The 20003-nt window shown below is 34.1% G+C and carries 17 protein-coding genes; 3 read left to right on the top strand and 14 right to left on the bottom strand.

The window, feature by feature from the left end:
* Positions 1–9: 9 nt before the first annotated feature.
* The 3 genes from ACSG5Z_RS03840 to ACSG5Z_RS03830 are packed head-to-tail and all read right to left on the bottom strand — an operon-like array spanning position 10 to position 2662.
* Positions 10–672: a CoA transferase subunit B gene (locus ACSG5Z_RS03840; protein WP_000525267.1), complete on the bottom strand. Its 663-nt coding sequence runs from the start codon at positions 670–672 to the stop codon at positions 10–12.
* Positions 657–1355: an acetate CoA-transferase subunit alpha gene (gene atoD / locus ACSG5Z_RS03835; RefSeq protein WP_000208097.1), complete on the bottom strand. Its 699-nt coding sequence runs from the start codon at positions 1353–1355 to the stop codon at positions 657–659. Before atoD ends, ACSG5Z_RS03840 begins: the two co-directional genes overlap by 16 nt.
* On the bottom strand, positions 1352–2662 hold the full coding sequence (locus tag ACSG5Z_RS03830; protein WP_001205889.1) for an aspartate aminotransferase family protein: 1311 nt from the start codon (positions 2660–2662) through the stop codon (positions 1352–1354). Before ACSG5Z_RS03830 ends, atoD begins: the two co-directional genes overlap by 4 nt.
* Before the next feature lie 1003 nt (positions 2663–3665).
* Between ACSG5Z_RS03830 and ACSG5Z_RS03825 the strand changes: the two genes are divergently transcribed.
* Positions 3666–4415, top strand: a complete 750-nt coding sequence (locus tag ACSG5Z_RS03825) for a DUF4397 domain-containing protein (protein WP_000083266.1) — start codon at positions 3666–3668, stop codon at positions 4413–4415.
* 33 nt (positions 4416–4448) lie between these two features.
* On the opposite strand, the gene ACSG5Z_RS03820 is transcribed toward ACSG5Z_RS03825, so the two are convergent.
* Positions 4449–5582, bottom strand: coding sequence for a BA2291 family sporulation histidine kinase (locus ACSG5Z_RS03820; RefSeq protein WP_000425101.1), 1134 nt, complete (start codon positions 5580–5582; stop codon positions 4449–4451).
* A gap of 234 nt (positions 5583–5816) precedes the next feature.
* On the opposite strand from ACSG5Z_RS03820, the gene ACSG5Z_RS03815 reads away from it, so the two are divergent.
* On the top strand, positions 5817–6209 hold the full coding sequence (locus tag ACSG5Z_RS03815; RefSeq protein WP_000247570.1) for a YueI family protein: 393 nt from the start codon (positions 5817–5819) through the stop codon (positions 6207–6209).
* Positions 6210–6330: 121 nt separating this feature from the next.
* Here ACSG5Z_RS03815 and ACSG5Z_RS03810 read toward each other — a convergent pair whose 3' ends face one another.
* Together ACSG5Z_RS03810 and ACSG5Z_RS03805 are read right to left on the bottom strand one after the other, a co-directional pair.
* A complete protein-coding gene (locus ACSG5Z_RS03810) occupies positions 6331–7755 on the bottom strand; it encodes an aldehyde dehydrogenase family protein (protein WP_048546594.1) in 1425 nt (474 codons plus the stop codon).
* A gap of 132 nt (positions 7756–7887) precedes the next feature.
* On the bottom strand, positions 7888–9243 hold the full coding sequence (locus ACSG5Z_RS03805; protein ID WP_435710705.1) for a hemolysin family protein: 1356 nt from the start codon (positions 9241–9243) through the stop codon (positions 7888–7890).
* Positions 9244–9596: 353 nt separating this feature from the next.
* Between ACSG5Z_RS03805 and racA the strand changes: the two genes are divergently transcribed.
* Complete coding sequence (gene racA / locus ACSG5Z_RS03800) at positions 9597–10139, top strand: chromosome-anchoring protein RacA (protein ID WP_088063272.1); 543 nt, start codon at positions 9597–9599, stop codon at positions 10137–10139.
* Between the two features lie 96 nt (positions 10140–10235).
* On the opposite strand, the gene ACSG5Z_RS03795 is transcribed toward racA, so the two are convergent.
* The 8 genes from ACSG5Z_RS03795 to ACSG5Z_RS03760 all read right to left on the bottom strand — a co-directional run bounded on the left by ACSG5Z_RS03795 (position 10236) and on the right by ACSG5Z_RS03760 (position 19971).
* Positions 10236–10832, bottom strand: a complete 597-nt coding sequence (locus tag ACSG5Z_RS03795) for a hypothetical protein (RefSeq protein WP_435710704.1) — start codon at positions 10830–10832, stop codon at positions 10236–10238.
* 274 nt (positions 10833–11106) lie between these two features.
* Complete coding sequence (locus tag ACSG5Z_RS03790; RefSeq protein WP_435710703.1) at positions 11107–12957, bottom strand: hypothetical protein; 1851 nt, start codon at positions 12955–12957, stop codon at positions 11107–11109.
* Positions 12947–14767 carry a DUF8727 domain-containing protein gene (locus ACSG5Z_RS03785; protein ID WP_001236571.1) on the bottom strand — a complete coding sequence of 607 codons (1821 nt, stop codon included), beginning with the start codon at positions 14765–14767 and terminating at the stop codon, positions 12947–12949. Before ACSG5Z_RS03785 ends, ACSG5Z_RS03790 begins: the two co-directional genes overlap by 11 nt.
* 106 nt (positions 14768–14873) lie before the next feature.
* On the bottom strand, positions 14874–15134 hold the full coding sequence (locus tag ACSG5Z_RS03780; RefSeq protein ID WP_000391452.1) for a hypothetical protein: 261 nt from the start codon (positions 15132–15134) through the stop codon (positions 14874–14876).
* A gap of 75 nt (positions 15135–15209) precedes the next feature.
* Positions 15210–16637 (bottom strand): basic amino acid/polyamine antiporter, encoded by a 1428-nt coding sequence (locus ACSG5Z_RS03775; RefSeq protein ID WP_000129474.1) that lies wholly within the window; start codon positions 16635–16637, stop codon positions 15210–15212.
* Between the two features lie 213 nt (positions 16638–16850).
* Positions 16851–18362 carry an ABC transporter permease/substrate-binding protein gene (locus ACSG5Z_RS03770; protein WP_435710702.1) on the bottom strand — a complete coding sequence of 504 codons (1512 nt, stop codon included), beginning with the start codon at positions 18360–18362 and terminating at the stop codon, positions 16851–16853.
* 3 nt (positions 18363–18365) lie between these two features.
* Entirely contained in the window at positions 18366–19313 is a 948-nt protein-coding gene (locus tag ACSG5Z_RS03765) for an ABC transporter ATP-binding protein (protein ID WP_435710701.1), read from the bottom strand.
* Between the two features lie 100 nt (positions 19314–19413).
* Positions 19414–19971: a YdcF family protein gene (locus tag ACSG5Z_RS03760; RefSeq protein WP_435710700.1), complete on the bottom strand. Its 558-nt coding sequence runs from the start codon at positions 19969–19971 to the stop codon at positions 19414–19416.
* Positions 19972–20003 lie beyond the last annotated feature (32 nt).

The following is a 20003-nucleotide window of genomic DNA, read 5'->3' as shown; positions in this document are numbered from 1 at the left end:
CATCTCCCCTCATTCGATTACTAGTAAGTTAGAGCCAATTTTGAAATCAGCTTCTGTATGTTGTTTTATATCTTCCACTGTGTATGGACTCATTAATTCTTGTAAAACGAGTCCACCCTGCGTCACTTCCATAACTGCCATATCCGTAATAATTAAATCTACACACTTCTTTGAAGTTAATGGTAATGTACACTCCGAAACAATCTTTGCATTTCCGTATTTATCGACATGATTCATCACAACAACGACCCGCTTCGCTTTTTGTGCCAAATCCATCGCTCCCCCAATACCTGGAACGCGTTTTCCTGGTACAATCCAGTTCGCTAAATCACCATTCTCACTTACTTGTAATGAACCAAGAATCGTTATGTCTAATAAACCTTTTCGAATCATCCCAAACGCTGTGCAACTATCAAAATAACTCGCTCCTGTAATAAGAGAAGTCGGTAAACCTGCTGCGTTACATAAATTTTCGTCTTCATTCCCTTTTCTTGGCGTAGGTCCCATACCTACAATTCCATTTTCCGCATGAAACATAACGTTTATATCGTCAGGAAGATGATTCGGTACAAGCGATGGTATACCAATACCTAAATTTACAATCATACCATTTTGTATTTCTTTCGCCGCGCGCCTAGCAATCTTATCTCTCACTTCTACGCCCATACCCATTTCCAATTCACTCCTTCCGACGGTACAATATAATTTACAAATACTCCTGGGACAACAATTTCTTCTGGATCTAAACTTCCAAGTGGAACGATTTCTTCTGCTTCTACAATCGTTATATCCCCTGCCATAGCTACGTGAGGATTCATATTACGAGCACTTTTATCAAACACAAGATTACCAAACGGATCCGCTTTTTTCGCATATACAATTGCAACCTCAGCAGTTAATGCTGTTTCAACTAAATATGTCTTGCCATTCATTTCAACTGTACGTTTTCCCTCTTCTACAATCGTATCAACACCTACATCAACTAATACACCTCCAAGTCCTACACCACCAGCGCGAATACGCTCTGCTAATGTTCCTTGAGGAGAAAACTCGATTTGTAACCTTCCTTCGTTTAGCTGTCTTCCTGCATTTGGATTTGAACCAATATGTGAAGTAATTAATGATTTTACTCTTTCATTCGTAACAAGACGACCGATTCCTACATCAGGAAATCCCGTGTCATTTCCTATTAAATTTAAATTTGTAACTCCTTTTTCTAAAATCGCCTGTATTAAAGATGGAGGGGATCCAATCCCCCCAAATCCTCCAAACATTAATGTCATATCATCGTGGAACAAAGAAATTACTTCCTCTATCTCTTTTAATTTATCGAATGTATTCGTAATAGTTGTCATGCGATACTATGCCCTCCTTTTTGCATCATTTCTTCTACACTTTTTGCAAAAATTGAAAGTAATTCATCTAACTCGGAATATGTAGTTGTCATCGGCGGTGCTACAAGCAGTGCACTATCTTCTTTTCCTGCTTGCCCTGAAACAGCTTGGTATAAAAGAAGACCATTTTTAGCTGCAACCGAAATAAGTTCCGACGCTTTTGTAAACGGTTGCAATTCTACTCCAATCAGCAACCCTTTTCCGCGCACATCAGCAATGATTGTCGATTGTTGCTGAACTTTCTGTAGTCCTTTTATTAAATACTCTCCCTTTTCTGCTGTTTTTTCAGGTAGATTATGTTTCTCCATATATTCAATAACAGCTAGAGCTGTTGCTGCAGATAATGGATTTGCACTTAACGTATGCCCACTCATTACAGAACGCGATCCACGTAAAATTGGCTCCATAACACGGTCACTTACAATCGTCGCTGCCATCGGTGTATATCCAGCTCCTAAACCTTTACCAAGAGTCATAATATCCGGTTCTACACCCCAATGCTCCATCGCAAACCATGCGCCAGTACGACCAAGCCCTGTCATTACTTCATCAGCAATAAATAAAATATCGTAATGACTACAAATATCTTTAATGACTTTATAATATTCTTTCGGCGGAACGACTGCGCCTCCAGCTGCTCCGATAATCGGTTCAGCGATAAAGGCTGCGATATGTTCTGCACCAATTCTTTCAATTGATCTTTCTAGTTCAGTCGCACAAGCAAGTTGACAAGTTGGATATACCTTTTGCACCGGACATCTAAAACAATATGGAGCTGGAATAGTTGGATAATCTTCTAAAATTGACACGAAACGTTGTCTGCGCAGTGGATGCCCAGACATTGATAAGGCTCCCATCGTAATACCGTGATAACTCATCCATCGTGACAAAATTTTATGCTTCCCTTGAATACCTCGCTCTTGAAAATGCTGGATTGCAATTTTCATAGCTGTTTCATTTGCTTCCGTACCACTATTCACAAAAAAGCTCCAGTTCAAATCTCCTACACTTAAATCGCTTAATTTCTTCGCTAATTTTTCAGCTGGTTCACTCGTAAACTGTGATCTATAAACGAAAGCAATCTCCTCTGCTTGCTTTTTTATAACATCTGCAATCTCCTTTACGCCATGCCCAATACCTGCCGTAATTGCCCCTGACGAGCCATCAAAATATTTATTTCCGTTTTGATCATACAAATACACACCTTTTCCATGTGAAATCATTGGATACGGCTGACCAACAAGTGGTTTAATTAAGTAATCGCGCATAGCGCTCCCCCATTTCTCCAATTTGTATATATATATGAAGAAAATTGACGTTTCTTTCATAAAAAAGAACCCTCTGCGAAAGCAGTGATTTTATCAAAAAACTATTATAAAATATACAAATGAGTGCTAAATATTAATTTCAAAAACAGAAAATTCAGAACTTAAAACGAAGACCAATCCTTATCTATACGCTCCAATAACCCTCCTTTATATAAAATAAACGCTTCACTACATATTTTCTTAACATAATATCAGCTTCCCTCAATTGCCGACATTGTGTAAACTTCGACGAAACTCCCTTTAAACTCCTTCCTATTCTCCTACTTTATATTGCATATTTTCAAACAAATATCGACAATTAATCCTACTAAATGCATAGCAATTATTTTTATAGAAACCTATATTTTACATACATTCTCCTCCGTTTTATACAATAAAAAAAGAACCGATTAACCACATTAATCAGTTCGGCACGACGCTCTTTTATCGGTTAATACTGCCACTTGCTAACGTAAATAGAAAAAATAATGTTACAAATTCAAACTTCATCCTACATCGTAAAGCAGAAAATCGTCCATAACTCCATTCACAATTCCTTTTTGGATATCCCCATCCCAATATTTTATTCCTTTCCTTATGTTTAAACTACCTTTCCTTTATAATTTATGTAGGACAATTATCACTTTGTATGTGTATTTGCCCATTATTAAAAAAATCCCTAGTTTTCTAAGGATTTTTGGACATGTTTTCGATATGTTACTTCATACGCTCTTAAGGTTTTTTATTTCGAAATATACGTTGTAATCGGTACATCATCATCCAACATAGATGATATATTGCTGTATACTCTAGAAAATTATAAGGCTCTTTTGCCTAAAAAACACTTATCCATAAGCAATACTCTTTATTAATTTTCAACTTTTCTCCTTCAAAAAACAATTTTTTCGCATAACCTCTTTCTTATTAAGCATATAGTTTTAATGATGACAAAGGAGGAATATTCATGTCTCAATCTGAAATCGAAAAATATGGACAAGAAGCTGCACGTTACGAACAGCTCGCTCGTTACTATCAATTTAAAAATCCGAAAAAATATGTAGAACTATATATGAAATATTACGATGCGCTTACGAAACTTGTACAGGCGTATGAAAAAAGAGATTCACAAGAAGCTGCTTTACCGTCACACATACGTTTTTTTCACTCTGCTTCCAATACACCTGCGGTTGACATTTTAGTAAACGGGCAAAAGGTTATTAAAAATATTTCATTTAAACAATTTAGTCCCTATTTAACATTAGTGCAAGGTAAATACCGTATAGATATTGTCCCTGTTGGAAATGAAACTCCCATCTTTTCAGCTTTAGTACCAATAATGGGGAATCACACTTATACTTTTGCCGCAATAAATAGTGACAATCATCTACAATTACAACCTATGCTTGATAATACACATTTACCAGCTGGTCAAGCAAAAATACGCTTTGCACATTTTTCTCCAGATACCCCTGTTGTAAATGTAGATTTAAAAGGTGGAGATCATTTATTTGAAAATGTACTCTTTAAACAAATAACAGATTTTTTGGAAGTTAGTCCTGGTACAGCAGATATTGAAGTTTCACTCGCCGATAATCCCAGCGTCTTACTAACTATACCGAATTTCAAAGTCGAACCGAACATCATATATACAATTTCACTTTTAGGTTATTCAACTAAAGATCCTAAATTAGAAGCCGTTATACTTACAAATTAAAACAGTCTACACCATTCATTTGGTGTAGACTGTTTATTTTTGAAATACAATTTGAAATTCTGTCCATTCGTTATCTGAACGGCACATGATGGACCCATTATGTTTTTCTACAATTTGTTTACATACAAATAATCCAATACCAGTTCCTAACTTTTTAGTAGTTACAAATGGTTCGAAAATCATTTCTACACTTTCAGCTGGAATCATTGGCCCATTATTTTTTATCACAATTCGAATCGATTGATCTTCTTCAAATACATCAATGATAATTTTCCGTTCTTCTTTCATTGATTCTAGAGCGTCAATTGAGTTCATTAATATATTTAAAAATACTTGTCTCACTTCACTCCGATAGCCAACAAGTGGAATTGGATACGGTAAATTCTTTTCAATCGAAACATTTGCATTGACCAAACTCGGATATAAGAACTGTATAATATCTTGAAACAAATCATTAAGCCAAAATTGTTCTGATTTATTCCACATTTCTTTTTTTGATACGAGTAAAAATTGCGAAATACGAAAATTTAATTGGTCTAATTCATGCGAAATAATATCTAAATAAGATAAACTTGGATGATCTGCCTTTAATAATTTAACAAATCCCATAATTGAAGTGAGTGGGTTACGGAATTCATGTACAAAACTTGCTGACATTTGCCCTAAAATCGTCAGCCTTTCTTTATGTGTTTCGTTAATATATTGCTGTTTTTCCTCTAAATTTTTTGATATAATTTCCGAGTATTTTAAAACAGTATAATAAATTAATTTATCAAAACAAGTATGTATTTGGGCCATAATCGGTTTCAATTCACGTGCGCTAACATCTAATTCACACATCGCTTCGAAAAGTTCATTTCTTCCCACATTTGCATTATAAACAAAGTCTCCAATATTCGCATCTGCCCCAGCACGTTCAATAGCAATTTTCTCGCATAATGGCTGAAGATAATCTATATCTTTTTCTTCCATAGTAAGTTCGATAATTAACTCTAATAAATCCTCTCCATTTTGAACTGCTTCTAGTTTAAATGGATCTTTATCGGAAATTATCATTTTGTTTTTCCAGTTCTCAACGAATTGGTGCCTGTTGTTTTTCAAGTGCGAACAAAATACTTCTTTAATATCCTTATCGATTGGAAAAACCCCCATTCCCTCCATTTCCATGCGACGAACACCCTTTATATTTTGAATATTAACACAAAAAATGCGATTCGTTAATAGATTATTGTCACATTTTGTTAATATGTGTTGATAAAATTTTTAATGTCCTTATTAATTGTTTAGATTGATACATTCCATTTTCCTTCCTTTCATTCAAAGTTTTTTACATTCGATGCGACTTTTTTTTGCATCCTGCTTCATTCTTTCGTACAATAGAAAATGAAAGGTGTGAAAAATATGGTAAATAAAAATGTGGAAGATTATCTCCAAGAAGGCATTTACGGCCAAAAGCAGAACAAACCAGAAGAACGTAATATGTATTTAACTACGTTACGTGAGCGTGTAGAAATCGCTTTAACTATCGGTCAAGTAATGCAAAGTAATGTATATTCTGAAGTAGCTAGTAGCATGCGCTCTTCTCAATCATTACAAATATTCCTAAATGGTGGCATTGCTTACCCACATTTATCAAAATACATTAAATTAGCAAATGAAAAAAATGTTCCTTTTACAATTGTTCAAAATAAAGGTATAGAAACACCAATCGGTTTAGTATTATCTCATAGCACTGCTGTTGACAAAGAACAAATTTATGTAGAAGATGCTATTTTCAAACAAGAAATGAAGTAAAAGGTACACTTGGTTAAATTAAATCGTTCCGAGAAACGTAAAACAAACAATAAAAAAACGAGTATGGAATCGTAAACATTTCCAGCTCGTTTTTTATTAGGATATTTAAGCTCGCTCTACTTTATTTTTTAATACACACTAATTTCATTTCTGTCATTTCTTCTATTGCATATTTAATTCCTTCACGCCCCGTACCACTTTCCTTAACACCACCGTAAGGCATATGATCTACCCTAAACGTTGGAATATCATTAATCATGACACCACCAACCTCTAGCTCATCAATTGCACGCATTGCTTTAAACAAATTATTTGTAAACACACCTGCTTGTAGACCGTAACGTGAATGATTTACTTGCTCAATTGCCTCATCAAATTCTTTAAATGTATTTACTGTCATGAGTGGACCAAATACTTCTTGGCACTGAACAGATACATACTCTGGAACATTTGTTAATACAGTTGGTTCAAAAATCCTTGCATCACGTTTCTTACCACCGTATAAAACAGTAGCACCTTCCTTAATAGCTTCTTGCACCCACATTTCTATTCGCTCTACATCTTTTTTCGAAATTAAAGCCGATACGTCCGTTTCTTCCAGCAATGGATCACCAACAATAACTGTTTCCATCGCTATCTTTAGCTTTGAAAGAAATTCATCCATTCTCTTTTCATGTACAAAAACACGTTGTACCGAAATACAAACTTGTCCATTGTTTACATATGCTCCCCATTTTACACGTTCAATTACTTCATCTGTTAATTCTACATCTTCATCAATAATAACAGCAGCATTTGATCCCAGTTCCAACGTAACTCGCTTTAACCCAGCCTTTGCCTTAATTCCAATTCCAACTTTCGGACTTCCCGTAAAAGTAATGGAAGCAACATCATCATTTGTAACTATCGCCTCACCTACAGTTGAACCGGGACCAGAAATAATATTTAAAGCTCCTTTTGGCAATCCTGCCTCTTCAAATAATTCAACTAATGCGTAAGACGATAATGGCGTTTGATCAGCTGGTTTTAACACAACTGTATTTCCGGCAGCAATTGCAGGGCCGACTTTATGTGCCACTAAATTTAATGGGAAATTAAATGGTGTAATAGCTCCTATAACCCCTATCGGTTTTCGTATTGTGTATGCAATACGCCCATCTGCACCAGGTGCTGCATCAAGTGGCAGTGTCTCGCCGTATATACGCTTCGCTTCTTCCGCTGCAAATTTGTATGTCTGAACGGTACGATCTACTTCTCCCCTCGCAGCACGAATTGGTTTTGCAGCCTCTTTTGCAATAATCTCTGCAAATTCTTCTCTTCTTTCATCCATTTTTTGTGCAACCTTCTCTAAAATAGTCGCACGATCATATGCAGATAATGTATTCATTTTTTTCATTGCATTTTTTGCAGCAGTAACAGCCTCTTGTACATCTTCTTCCGTTCCTTGTGCAATTTCTGCTAACGTTTCTTCAGAATATGGTGCGTATAATGGTTTATAAGTGTTTACAGACTTCCAATCTCCATTTATATATAAATGCTTTTTCATAAATCTTCTCCTTCCAAATATATGTATACAACAATATTTCACCTAGTGAAAGGTCTGGCTTATGCCATTGTATCATAGCCCTTATTCTGCCAAAAATATTATGCTCAAAAAAACCCTGCCATATAGCAGAGTCTACGAACTAATTTGTTCTTGAAATGGAATTTGTTTTTCATCTTCTAAAATAACAATTGATTCTACAGTTTTTGTAACTTCTAATCTCTTTATATAGTGTCCATCTAATTCTTTTACACAAAACTTATAATTTTCAATTTCAATGAAATCCTCTTCAGCAATTTCTATATTCTTCGTTAAAATCCAACCACCGATTGTATCAACACCATTATCATCAATTGTTAAACCTAATAACGTATTCACTTCACTAACAAGTACTTTTCCCTCTAGTATTGTTTTCGTTTCACTAACTTGTTGAATTTCTGGCTGTTCATCCGTATCAAACTCATCTTGAATATCTCCCACTATTTCTTCTAAAATGTCTTCAACTGTAACAAGTCCAGACGTACCACCATATTCATCTATCAATATAGCAATATGCGTTCTTTCTTTTTGCATTTTTAAAAATAAGTCGTGTATTGGGATAGAGTCGATAACTAAAATGATTGGCCTAATATATTGCTCTACTTTCTTATTACTTACTGCATTATGCTGCACAAAATCTGTGAAAATATCTTTAAAGTTTACAAAGCCTATTACGTGATCTTTGTCCCCATCTACAACTGGATATCTCGTATATTTTTCCCGAGACATTTTTTGCAAAGCTTCTTCAGCAGGCATTTCTTTACTTATAATATGCATCTCAGTTCGGGGGACCATTATTTCTTTCGCTATACGATCATCAAATTCAAAAATTTTATTTACATATTTATATTCAGATTGATTAATCTCTCCATTTTTGTAACTTTCTGAAACTAACAACCGTAATTCTTCTTCTGAATGAACCTCATCGTGCTCTTTCGGTGGTTTCAGCCCTAACAACTTCGTAATAATTCGAGCTGATCCATTTAGGATCCAAATAAATGGAAACGCCATACGATAAAAGAAAATTAACGGTTTAGCAACAAACAAACTCACTTGTTCAGCTTTTTGAATCGCGAATGTTTTTGGGGCCAATTCCCCTATTACAACATGTAAAAATGTAATAAACAAAAACACTAAAATTACAGCAAAAATGTCTGCTAGTTGAGTAGAAATGTTCAAATTTACAAAAAGCGTGTCAAACATTTGCTTTAACGCCGGTTTACCAAACCACCCAATCCCCAGAGCTGTAACTGTTATTCCTAGCTGACAAGCAGATAAATATTCGTCTAAGTTTGTAATGACTGTTTTGACAGATGTTGCGCGATTATTTCCTTCTGCAATTAAATAGTCAATTCGTGAACTTCGCACTTTAACAATTGCAAATTCTGCTGCGACGAAAAATGCCGTTAAGGCAATTAAAACAATCACTATACTTATACTATATATGTCCAAATACTTCTCCTTACTTACATTGTAAGCAAGGAAGCCACCTCCTACTTAATTTTATTCAAGTGAAGTAAGCATTCTAATACTCTAAAAAAATTCTACATTAGCAACCACCTTTTTATATATTATATGCATACATAAAAAAGATATTTATCATTATGATAATCTAATTCATTTCCCTTAGTCAAATAGTTCTAAATCTTAAGATAAAATATTTTATATAAACGATATATTCTTCACAGGTTCATTTCGTGAAAAAACACTTTCTTTGCCGATTCCACACTTCTTTTGTCACACTAGAAGGGAACTTCCTTCATAGATCGAAATCATTCAACAGGATATATATAGGAGGGATTATTTTGGAATATAAAACACCATTTATCGCAAAAAAATTAGGTGTTAGCCCAAAGGCTGTTGTCCGGATTGCACAACAATTAAATCTTACGATAGAAAAAAATAAATATGGTCACTTTATTTTCACACAAGAAGATTTAGATCAAATGTTAGAATTCCATCTTTCACAAATAGAGCAGTCTCAAAACTCTCACCCTACTCAAAAAACATCATCAAATGATGTTGAAGAATTAAAAACTCAAGTAAATACAATCGTTCAAAACAAATCATCACATGAATTTGAGCAATTAGCAGCTCAATTAAACACTATTACGAGAAGGCTAGATCGAATGGAAGAACAAATGCAAGATAAGGCAAATGATGTTGTTACGTACCAACTTTTACAACATCGCCGTGAAATGGAGGAAATGTTAGAGCGAATTCAAAAGCTAGAAGCTTCCCTCAAGAAAGAAGAACCAATATATATTACTCCCGATTCAAAACCAACATATGAACGAGAAAAGAAGCCGAAGCGCCGCAAAATGATTTTTAGTATATTTGGATTATAATTTTTAGACCCTTATTAAAATAATAAGGGTCTTTTTTCATGAAGAATGACTTCATATTAAAATAGTATTCTCTTTATTATATATATTCATTTCTCTTTATTTTGTTAACATAATATTCTTACTGTATTCTGCGATTAATGCCTGTGCATGAGCATTCCCTTGAATCACATCTCGAAATTCTTTTAAAGAATACAAATGCGTAGCCCCTTTTCGGGCATGAATTCGCACTGGTACACCTTGTAAAGTATCATGAAACTGAAATGGCTTATCTACCGGTTCAATTGGGAAACCGAGTGTTAATAAATACATATACATTCTTTTTGTCACTGCTGCAATATACCATTCTGCTTTCGTTTCTAATGCATGCATAAATAAAATAGCTGTTAGTCTTTTGAAGTGTCCTCTCCCACGAGACGTTTTCGCAATACTCAACTTGCCTATTTCATACACATTTTTTAAATCTTTCACTAATTCATTTTTAGAAAACGGATAGAAAAACTCAGAATTCGATTGCTCTGGTTCCGTATACTTAATACATTCTACTGTACCAATATGATGTTCATCTTCTATTAATAAAAATCGTGATGGATTTAAATTACGTTCTACGAACATTAAGTTTCTTTCTTCACAAAAATCTCCCCATAGTTGCTCGAACCAAAAATGTTCTTCTTTTGTTTGAACACGCTGGAACATATTTACCCGCCTTTCCCATCGTCGCTCTGTTTTTGATAACGCTTTCACTATCTATCATATAAGAACAAATCTTCGTATGCAACTAAAAATATTTATGACTTATTATATTCTGCAAAACGAATTAAATTCCATCTTAATCGTCTTTTATCCCTCATGTACCGTTCTTCTAACAATATATTTATATTACTTTCAAATTCAAATCGTATAAAGCTGTCTTCCATACAGCATATATTTCTTCTTAATCTAAAAAAATCCTTTATAAAAAAGGATTTTTTTACTTCTTCATGCTTTTTAACCACTTCTCAAAAATTTGTACCATTCCATGTTTTCCGGCTAATTTCTCTTCCCCTTGTTTCGTTTTATATGGATATAATTGCAAGAACACACCACATCCAGACTCAATTTTTTTACTATGCATATGACTTCCTGGATATACACAAATAACTTCATAAATGGCCCTTCGATAATAGACTCTCTTTCCATCCTGTTCTTCTACATATTTTATAGACCAGTACTTATACATTTGCTCAGTTGCCTTCGTATTTCCAACGTGCTGAAAAATGTTGTACATTGGGCTATACTTCACTTCAATAATAATAGAAGATTGATATACGTATTTTCCTTCTTCCTTTACATAACAGTCTAAGCGAATGTCTGGCTTCTTCGTATCTTCTCCATTATAAAAATTACTCCCTTTACTTAATGCAATAAGGGGATGAGTTTCAATTAAATCATTAAATGCGACATGTACTCTAATATCATCTCGGTGTAAAACTACTGTCGTTCCATCCTGTAATCCATCTACATAAAAATGTTCTTGAATTTGTTCACGAATGGAATTTCTAGCCTCAAAACCAATTTGCTCTAACATGGAAATAACGATAAAAAAAGCGTAATATTCATACACTAAAAATGTTGGTTTATAAACAAATAATAAAGATGGAGATTGTTCTGTATATTGTGGAAGTACATCTAAATGCTGTAGTAGTTGTTGATGTGGTATCGGTAAATTATGTGAGTACATGTTACCTGTTTCGGAAACTTCTCTCCAAAATGGAGAATGCATTAAAGTTTGAAAGTATTGTACACTTTCATGTACAAAGTGCGCTAATATTTTATATTCTTGTATCTTCATAGAGCTTTTTCGCAAATCCGCCTCTTTTAGTAAATGAATATTTTTATATTTTTGTTTCTCTCTATCGGTCACTGATCCATTACGCTCAATTGTTTGTATAATCGTTTTTACAGCTTGAAATTCTTCTGATTTCTTCCTTTTTGCTCTTTCTAATATTTCAATTGTTTGGCGCAAAAAACTTTCAGCTTCAAGTAAATAGAAATAAAATTGCATCGCTTTAAATTTAAGAAATGCATTTTCCTTACTATTTTTTTGTTCTATAAACTTACGATTATAATATTTTGCATACGGTTTTCTTTCCGCCACTATGGCTCCTTTTCTCGTTGCTTTCCGCTCTTTTTCTTCCCATTTATATTCATGTATAAATTTTGAACTCGATTCTATTTTCTTAAAAATTTGCTTTATCTTTTTCATTTTTTGCGGCAACTTTCTAAGTAACACTAAATAAGAAGAATCTTCAATATCACTAAGTGCAGAGAAAGTCTTTTTATAATAACCTCTATCTAAAATCAACTCATTCAAAATTGACTTTACATAGTTTTGAATCATTTCAAATTGATCATCAAAAAAATTTTTGGGAACGATTTGAAATGCGCCATAATACGTTCTATCTTCTATATTCACTTCAAAATGATATAATCCACAACGCCATGGATAAAAGAATTCCGTTTTTCCATGTTCATATATTAATACCTTTTGTTTTTTTTCATTTATTTCATATTTTGACTCTTTTATATTTTTCTGTCCCTCATATACTTTATTCCATATAAAAGTAATATTCATTGGACTTTCATAATGGTAATGCAATCTAATTGGTTTTAATTCTTGTACTTTATAAATACATTGAACTAATGCTGTAGTAGATGTACAAAGACGATTTAATAAAATATATTCCCCCTTTGCCTCAGTTCCAATGATTAACTTTAATACAAAAGGGAGTGTTTCTTTCGTATCAACGATTTCTGTTTCATATCGCCTTTCATTTTGCATAGCCATACAGCTCCAGTTCTCTACGCTTTTCTCTTATATATGCTAAAGAGTGTTCAAATGTAGATACTCTGTTTGCAAGTGGCGATTGCAAAAGAGGTAGTAATGTCGCCCCCCTTTTTACGTCTTCAGAAAGTAAAGACCCAACCATCATTTCAGTACCTCTTATTTTCGTCAATACACGTTGCTTGATTTGTAAATCAAATCCCTCTTCTCTACTGATCATATAGGAATGATTATTTTGGAACGGTATATTTTGCAAGTAAGTAGCGATTGCGTTTGCACATCGAAATGAAATTCCCTTTGACATATCATGTGATGACAATACAACATGTAACTTATCTAATAGTTCTAACTCTTCTTCAGAAAACACCTCAATCATCGCTTTATTCCTGACCCAGCTTATACGAAATTCTCCTGCAGTTACTTTCAGAGGTGGTTGTAATACAATTTTCTCTTGTTCCATACACATCTCACAAAACGGAATCTTTTGTAACGTTATTAAATTCGTCCGATCTAATAATCGATCTGAGAGTTCTTTCGTTGTTTCATCAAAATTTACTGTACCTACAAATATAATATTTTCACCAATTTCAATTGTTGATGGAATTGGATTTTCTTTTTCTTGTACACCTTCATACAAATTTAGAATACGGTTTTGCTTTTCAAGTTGAAGAACAGATAGAAATGGAGTAAACCAATGCTCAATATGTGACATATTCATTTCATCAAAAACGATTATATATAGTTGATTTTGATTTTCTTTTGCCTTCATTAACGCCCTAACTAATTTTGTTTCACTTTCAATAAAAGTACCATTTGGGTGAAGGTAACCAAGTAAATCATGTGGTTCTTGATACGATGGTGAAATCGGAATCCAAACCAATTCTTCCCCATACTGTAATCCAAGTGCTTCTGCATAAGCTTGCACAAATCGGGATTTCCCAGCGCCTGGTATACCACCTAGAATCGTCAACATATTTGTTTTCGCACTTATATGGAAATTATAAATGTCCGTTTCATCCAAATATAGCCCTTTATTACGTACAAAACTTTTTACATACTGTAAAAAGACGGATTCACGCTCATCCCATTCCCATTCATCCTTGTGCACTTTTATTTCCTCTACTTCTACATGCTTACCTTCTTCAGTCATTCGTTTTTTTAATTGCTCATACATGTGATTGCTTACAAAATACAATTGATCTTCTACCGCTATTTCCACATACTTCATCCAGTCATTTAAGTCTATATACTTACATTCCCGCTGCTGTTCAAAATATGCGATTGAACTAATTGATGATGACTTTAAAGATATATTTCCATATAACCTTCCATCGTGCCACAATAATTCGGGAGGCTCAAAGTCTTTCGGATATTTTGGCATTAGAAATGACAAATAGCCATTTCCAAGTTTTCTTTCTAAAGACTCTCCTTTTTTGTATTCGGAAACTTTAGGTACTGGAATCATTTTATAGCCATTGGCCATTTCTCGTGGTTCTTCTGCACAAATTAACTCCACGTATATATGTCCTCTTTCATAATAGAGACGAAACATAACCAATTGCTTTTCTAATTTTCTTTTCTTTAATTCCGAAAAGACTTTTTCATTCTTTTTATTGCTACATAAACCTTCAAATACGTATGGTTCATTTTTTAATTGCTCTTGTAACGTGAATGGTATTGGCGATAGGCATTGTACAAAGAAGTTCTCTCCATTCTTCTCTCTCTCTGCTTTTGTAAACTTTCCGATAAACCTCATATAGTACATTCTTTTTATAAAACTTGGCTGAAGAGCTTTATGTAATCTCACCTTCGTCACCTTCTTTTTTTCATACTATTCTTAGTGTATGAAAGAAACGAAAAACTAGAAACAAAAAACCTGACGTTATCCGCCAGGTTCAAAATTAAAACGTATATTAATGAGATGGAAATGCTTTTTTCTCTTGTAAAATGGCATTATGAGCAATTTTCATTTTAGCAAGTACATATCGTAATCGATCTTCAGCGTTTTCATCTGTATTTTGCTGTAATTCCGCCAAATTCTCTACAGCACTCGCTAAATTTTCAATCACTCCTCGTAGTTCAGGATGATGATTAAAAAAGGATTCTTGCACTAATACTTTCCTTACTTCACTCGCTAAATCAACAATTCTGGTTAACTGTTCTTTTTCTTCCATTTTCATCCCTCCTGAATATCTTATGTATTAAATATTCTCTAGACAAAGAAAAAAGCCCTTTATTTAAAAGGACTTTTACATTTTTATATTTCCAGTTAATAACATATAAAGTGATGTGATAGCTGCGATAACAATTGCCCACATTACATATCTCTCAATACCTTTAAAACAACGATTTCCTTTTTCTTTTCTTGCATACATGTAAACAATAATCCCAATTCCATACACGATTGAAACAAGTAATAAATTTTTCAAACCTGCTGCATATAGAAGCCATACAGAATAAGTAGAAGCAATTAAAGCTAACGAACCGTTTTTTACTTTTGCATCTTTTAGTTCGTTTGTAATAACTAATTTAAATTGGAATAACGCTGATAATAAATATGGTACTAAAATTGATGTTGAAGCAATAAAATACATAATTTGATATGTTGATTCTGAAAACAGAACGATTATAAATATAATTTGGGCAACGCCATTTGAGATCCATAATGCCATATGTGGCGTTTGTTTTTTATTTGTTTTCGTAAAGACTTTCGGAAACACGCCATCTTTTCCTGCTACGTGGGAAATTTCAGAAACAAGTAAAAACCAGCCTATTAATGTACCTACAAGTGAAGCAACTAACCCAATGTTAATCGCAACGGCGCCCCATGTCCCAACAACATGTTCTAATACATGTCCCATTGACGGGGTTTCTAACACGGAAAGCTCTCCTCTTGTCATCGCTCCCATAGACAAGACAGAAATTAAAATATAAATAGACATTACTAAAATAAGTCCAAGTACTGTCGCTTTACCAACATCTCGGCTATTTTTCGCTCTACCAGATAATACAACCGCTCCTTCAACCCCAATGAAAACCCAAAGAGTTACAAGCATTGTATTTTTCACCTGACCAAGTATAGAGGAAACTGATATAGTTCCTTCTCCCCAAAAATCATGTGTAAATGTATCCCAGCGAAACGCTGTTACCATTACAACAATAAATAATACGATTGGAACTAATTTCCCTATCGTTGCAATAACATTCATAATAGATGCTTCACGAATTCCAAATAAAATTAGAAAATGAAGTGTCCATAATAAAAGTGATGCACCAACGATAGACGCAACATTATTTCCACCTTTAAAAATGGGGAAGAAATAACCTAATGTACTAAACAGTAACATGATTGTTGCAACGTTTCCTAAAATTCCTGCTAGCCAATATCCCCAAGCACTGTTAAATCCGATATATTCTCCGAAACCAGCACGTGCATAACTATAAATTCCGCCCTCAAGCTCCGGTTTTTGTCTTGCTAACGTTTGATATACGAGCGCGAGTGGAATCATTCCCATCGCTGTAATACACCAACCAATTATTATAGAGCCGCTATTTGCTCCTACTGCTAAATCATGCGGTAAACTAAAAACACCGCCACCAACCATCGTTCCGACTACTAATGCAATTAATGGAAAAAACCCTAACTTCTTTTCTATTTGTACCACCCCATCTGTCATTCTAGGTGTTATGTTCGTTCAACTATTAAAGTCACCTTTTTCTCTAATAGACGTTTCTCTTATATTTTTTCAGGAAAACATTACTTATTCTAAAAGAAAATGAAGAAAAATGGAATACTTTTTTGAAAAAATGTATAAGTATGCACAAAAAAACCGTTCATTTTGTAATGAACGGTCATTTCATACATATAAATTTGTATATTTCTTGTAAAATTAACGAAGTAAATTCTCTTTTTGTAAAAATTGTTTCGCAACTTCTTCACTACTTTTTCCATTCACATTTACTTCATAATTCATTTTTCGCATTTCTTCATCTGTAATCTTCCCAGATAATGTATTTAATACTTTTTCAAGTTCAGGATATTTCTGTAACGTCTCTTTTCTTAATAATGGTGCACCTTGGTACGGTGGGAATAACCCTTTATCATCTTTTAGCACTTTCAGTCCATACTGCTCAAGTTCACTATCAGTTGAATATGCATCGATTACGTTAACATCCCCTGATTGAATTGCACTATAACGTAGTTTCGGTTCCATCGTTTTCACATTTAAAAACTTATAGCTATATAATTTTTGCATTCCTTTATAACCGTCTTCACGATCAGCAAATTCTAATGTGAATCCTACTTTAGCATCCTGTGCCATTTTTCCTAAATCAGAAATTGTATTTATATTATTTTGATCTGCTATTTTTTTCGGCATAGCTAGTGCATATGTATTGTTATACTCCATCGGCTTCAACATAACCATATTATATTTCTTTTCCATTCCAATGCGAGCCTGCTCATATACTTCATCCCGATTTGTGCTTTTTGGCTCTTCTTTCACAAAAGTAGATAAAGCTGTTCCCGAAAACTCAGGGTATATATCTACTTCTCCTGATTTCAATGCTTCAAATACAAATGCTGTTTTTCCAAGACCTGGTTTTAATTCTACGTGTAAATCGGTATCCTGTTCAATAAGCTGCTTATACATTTGAATTAAAATTTCAGGTTCTGATCCAAGTTTTCCGGCAATAACAATATCTTTCTTTTGTGTGTTCCAAAGAAAGGGAGAAGCAATCATTATACAAGTAATACATATCGTCAATATAATACGCTTAGAAGAGCGTTTTGGACTCTCAAGCACTCGAAGTACTACATCAAAGAATAAAGCGAGTAACGCGGCTGGTACGGCCCCTAAAATGATAAGCGCATGATCATTTCGATCGATACCAAGTAATATGAGTTTTCCGAGCCCACCAGCACCTATAAGAGCTGCTAATGTAGCTGTTCCAACAATTAATACCATCGCCGTACGAATACCGGCCATAATAATTGGTAATGCAAGAGGAAGCTCTACCTTCCACAGTCTTCTCCAGCTATTCATCCCCATAGCTCTCGCTGCTTCGATTAAAGATTCATCTAACTCCCTTATTCCTGTATATGTGTTTCGTAAAATAGGTAATAGTGCATACACAACTAATGCAATAATGGCTGGGAGTTTTCCAATTCCTACTAACGGAATTAAAAGTCCGAGTAATGCAAGTGATGGCACTGTCTGCATAACCGCAGAAGTTCCTATTATAAATTCAGCCATTCGTTGTTTTCTCGTTAATAAAATGCCAAGTGGCACCGCAATAATTACTGCAAAAAATAGTGAAATAAGCGATATTTGTAAATGCTCACTTAATGCAGTTAGTAATTCTATTTTTCGCTCTTGGAACGTTTGTATAAAATCAGTCACTGTTTAGCCTCTTTCCTTCATTTGTTCAACAATGTAATTAACAATATGACGACTTGTTAAAGCTCCAACATATTGACCATTTTCTTCAACTGGAACGACTTCGTCAGCTCGTACACGAACTAATGCTTCTTGTAAAGAAGAATACAATGATAATGCATCCCCTTCTACCCGTATACTTTCATCAAGTGGCAATACATCTTCTATACTTTTCCCCTCATACCAAGGTTGTCCACGATTTCCAATGAACTCTTCTACAAACTCATTTTTCGGATTATGTATAATACCTTCTGGTGTATCTAATTGAACTACTTTTCCTTCTTTCATAATACAAATACGATCTCCAAGTGATAATGCTTCTTGCATATCATGTGTTACGAATACAATTGTTTTTTGAATCTTCTTTTGCAATTGTACGATATCCTTCTGAAGCTGTTCCCTACTTAATGGATCTAACGCACTAAACGGTTCATCCATCAGAACGATTTTCGGGTTTGCGGCTAATGCTCTTACGACACCAACGCGCTGCTTTTGCCCTCCTGACAATTCATCAGGCATACGATCGCGATATACGTCTGGGTCTAGCCCGACCATCTGTAGCAACTCATCGACACGAGCTTTTATTTTTTCTTTGCTCCATTTTCTCATTTCGGGAACAACTGCAATATTTTCTGCAATTGTCATATGCGGAAACAAAGCGATTTGCTGCAATACGTATCCTATATTCCAACGCAATTCATTAATATTATATTGTTGAATATCTTTTCCATCGATTAAAATAGATCCTTCAGTCGTTTCAATTAAACGGTTAATCATTTTCATTGTCGTTGTTTTCCCGCAACCACTCGGACCAATGAGAACAAAAAATTCTCCCTTTTTAATTTCTAAATGCAATGAATCCACTGCTTTCATGCCATCTTCATACGCTTTTGACACATGATTAAATTGAATCACAAATACAACTCCTTTAATGTTGTTTCCTTTATTTTGATGGAATACGGCATTCATTTCAAATGATACGCTTTATAATTAAAAAAGAGCTCAAATTTGAGCTCTAACGGTCGAACAATATCGTTTTCATTATTGCAGCATATTCACGTACATACATTTTTTTCTTAGAGCGCATTGGTGTTTCAGCAGCTAGTGCCTCCATCTTCATGCCTAAACGCTTTGCAATTATTTTCGTTCTATATAAATGATACGTATTACTTACAACTACCGCATGTTTCACATCATATAAATCCATACTATACTTTAAATTCTCATACGTATTTGTAGATTGATCTTCCATTAAAATACGACTCTCATCTATACCATGTACCATTAAATAGTTTCTCATACTTTGAGCTTCCGGTATATCTTCATCTTCTCCTTGACCACCTGAAACAATTACTTTCGCTTCAGGATGGGAATATAAATATTCCAACGCTACATCCAAACGGTTTTGAAGAGATAAAGACGGTCTTTCTCCAAATAACTTTGCGCCTAAAATAAGCACGTACGGAGAGTGATTACTTAATTTTTCACGAGCAACTTTCTTCATTCGAAACGTCATATAAAGGATGTATAGTAGAGGTAATAATAAGATTATAAGTAATATCCATTTGTTCATATATACGTTTGCACTCCCTTTCTTTTTATTAT

Source organism: Bacillus pretiosus, assembly GCF_051294775.1.
In the GTDB taxonomy this organism is placed as follows: Bacteria; Bacillota; Bacilli; order Bacillales; family Bacillaceae_G; genus Bacillus_A; species Bacillus_A wiedmannii.
Note: the sequence above shows the minus strand (reverse complement) of the source record. Positions and strands in the feature narration are given on the sequence as shown.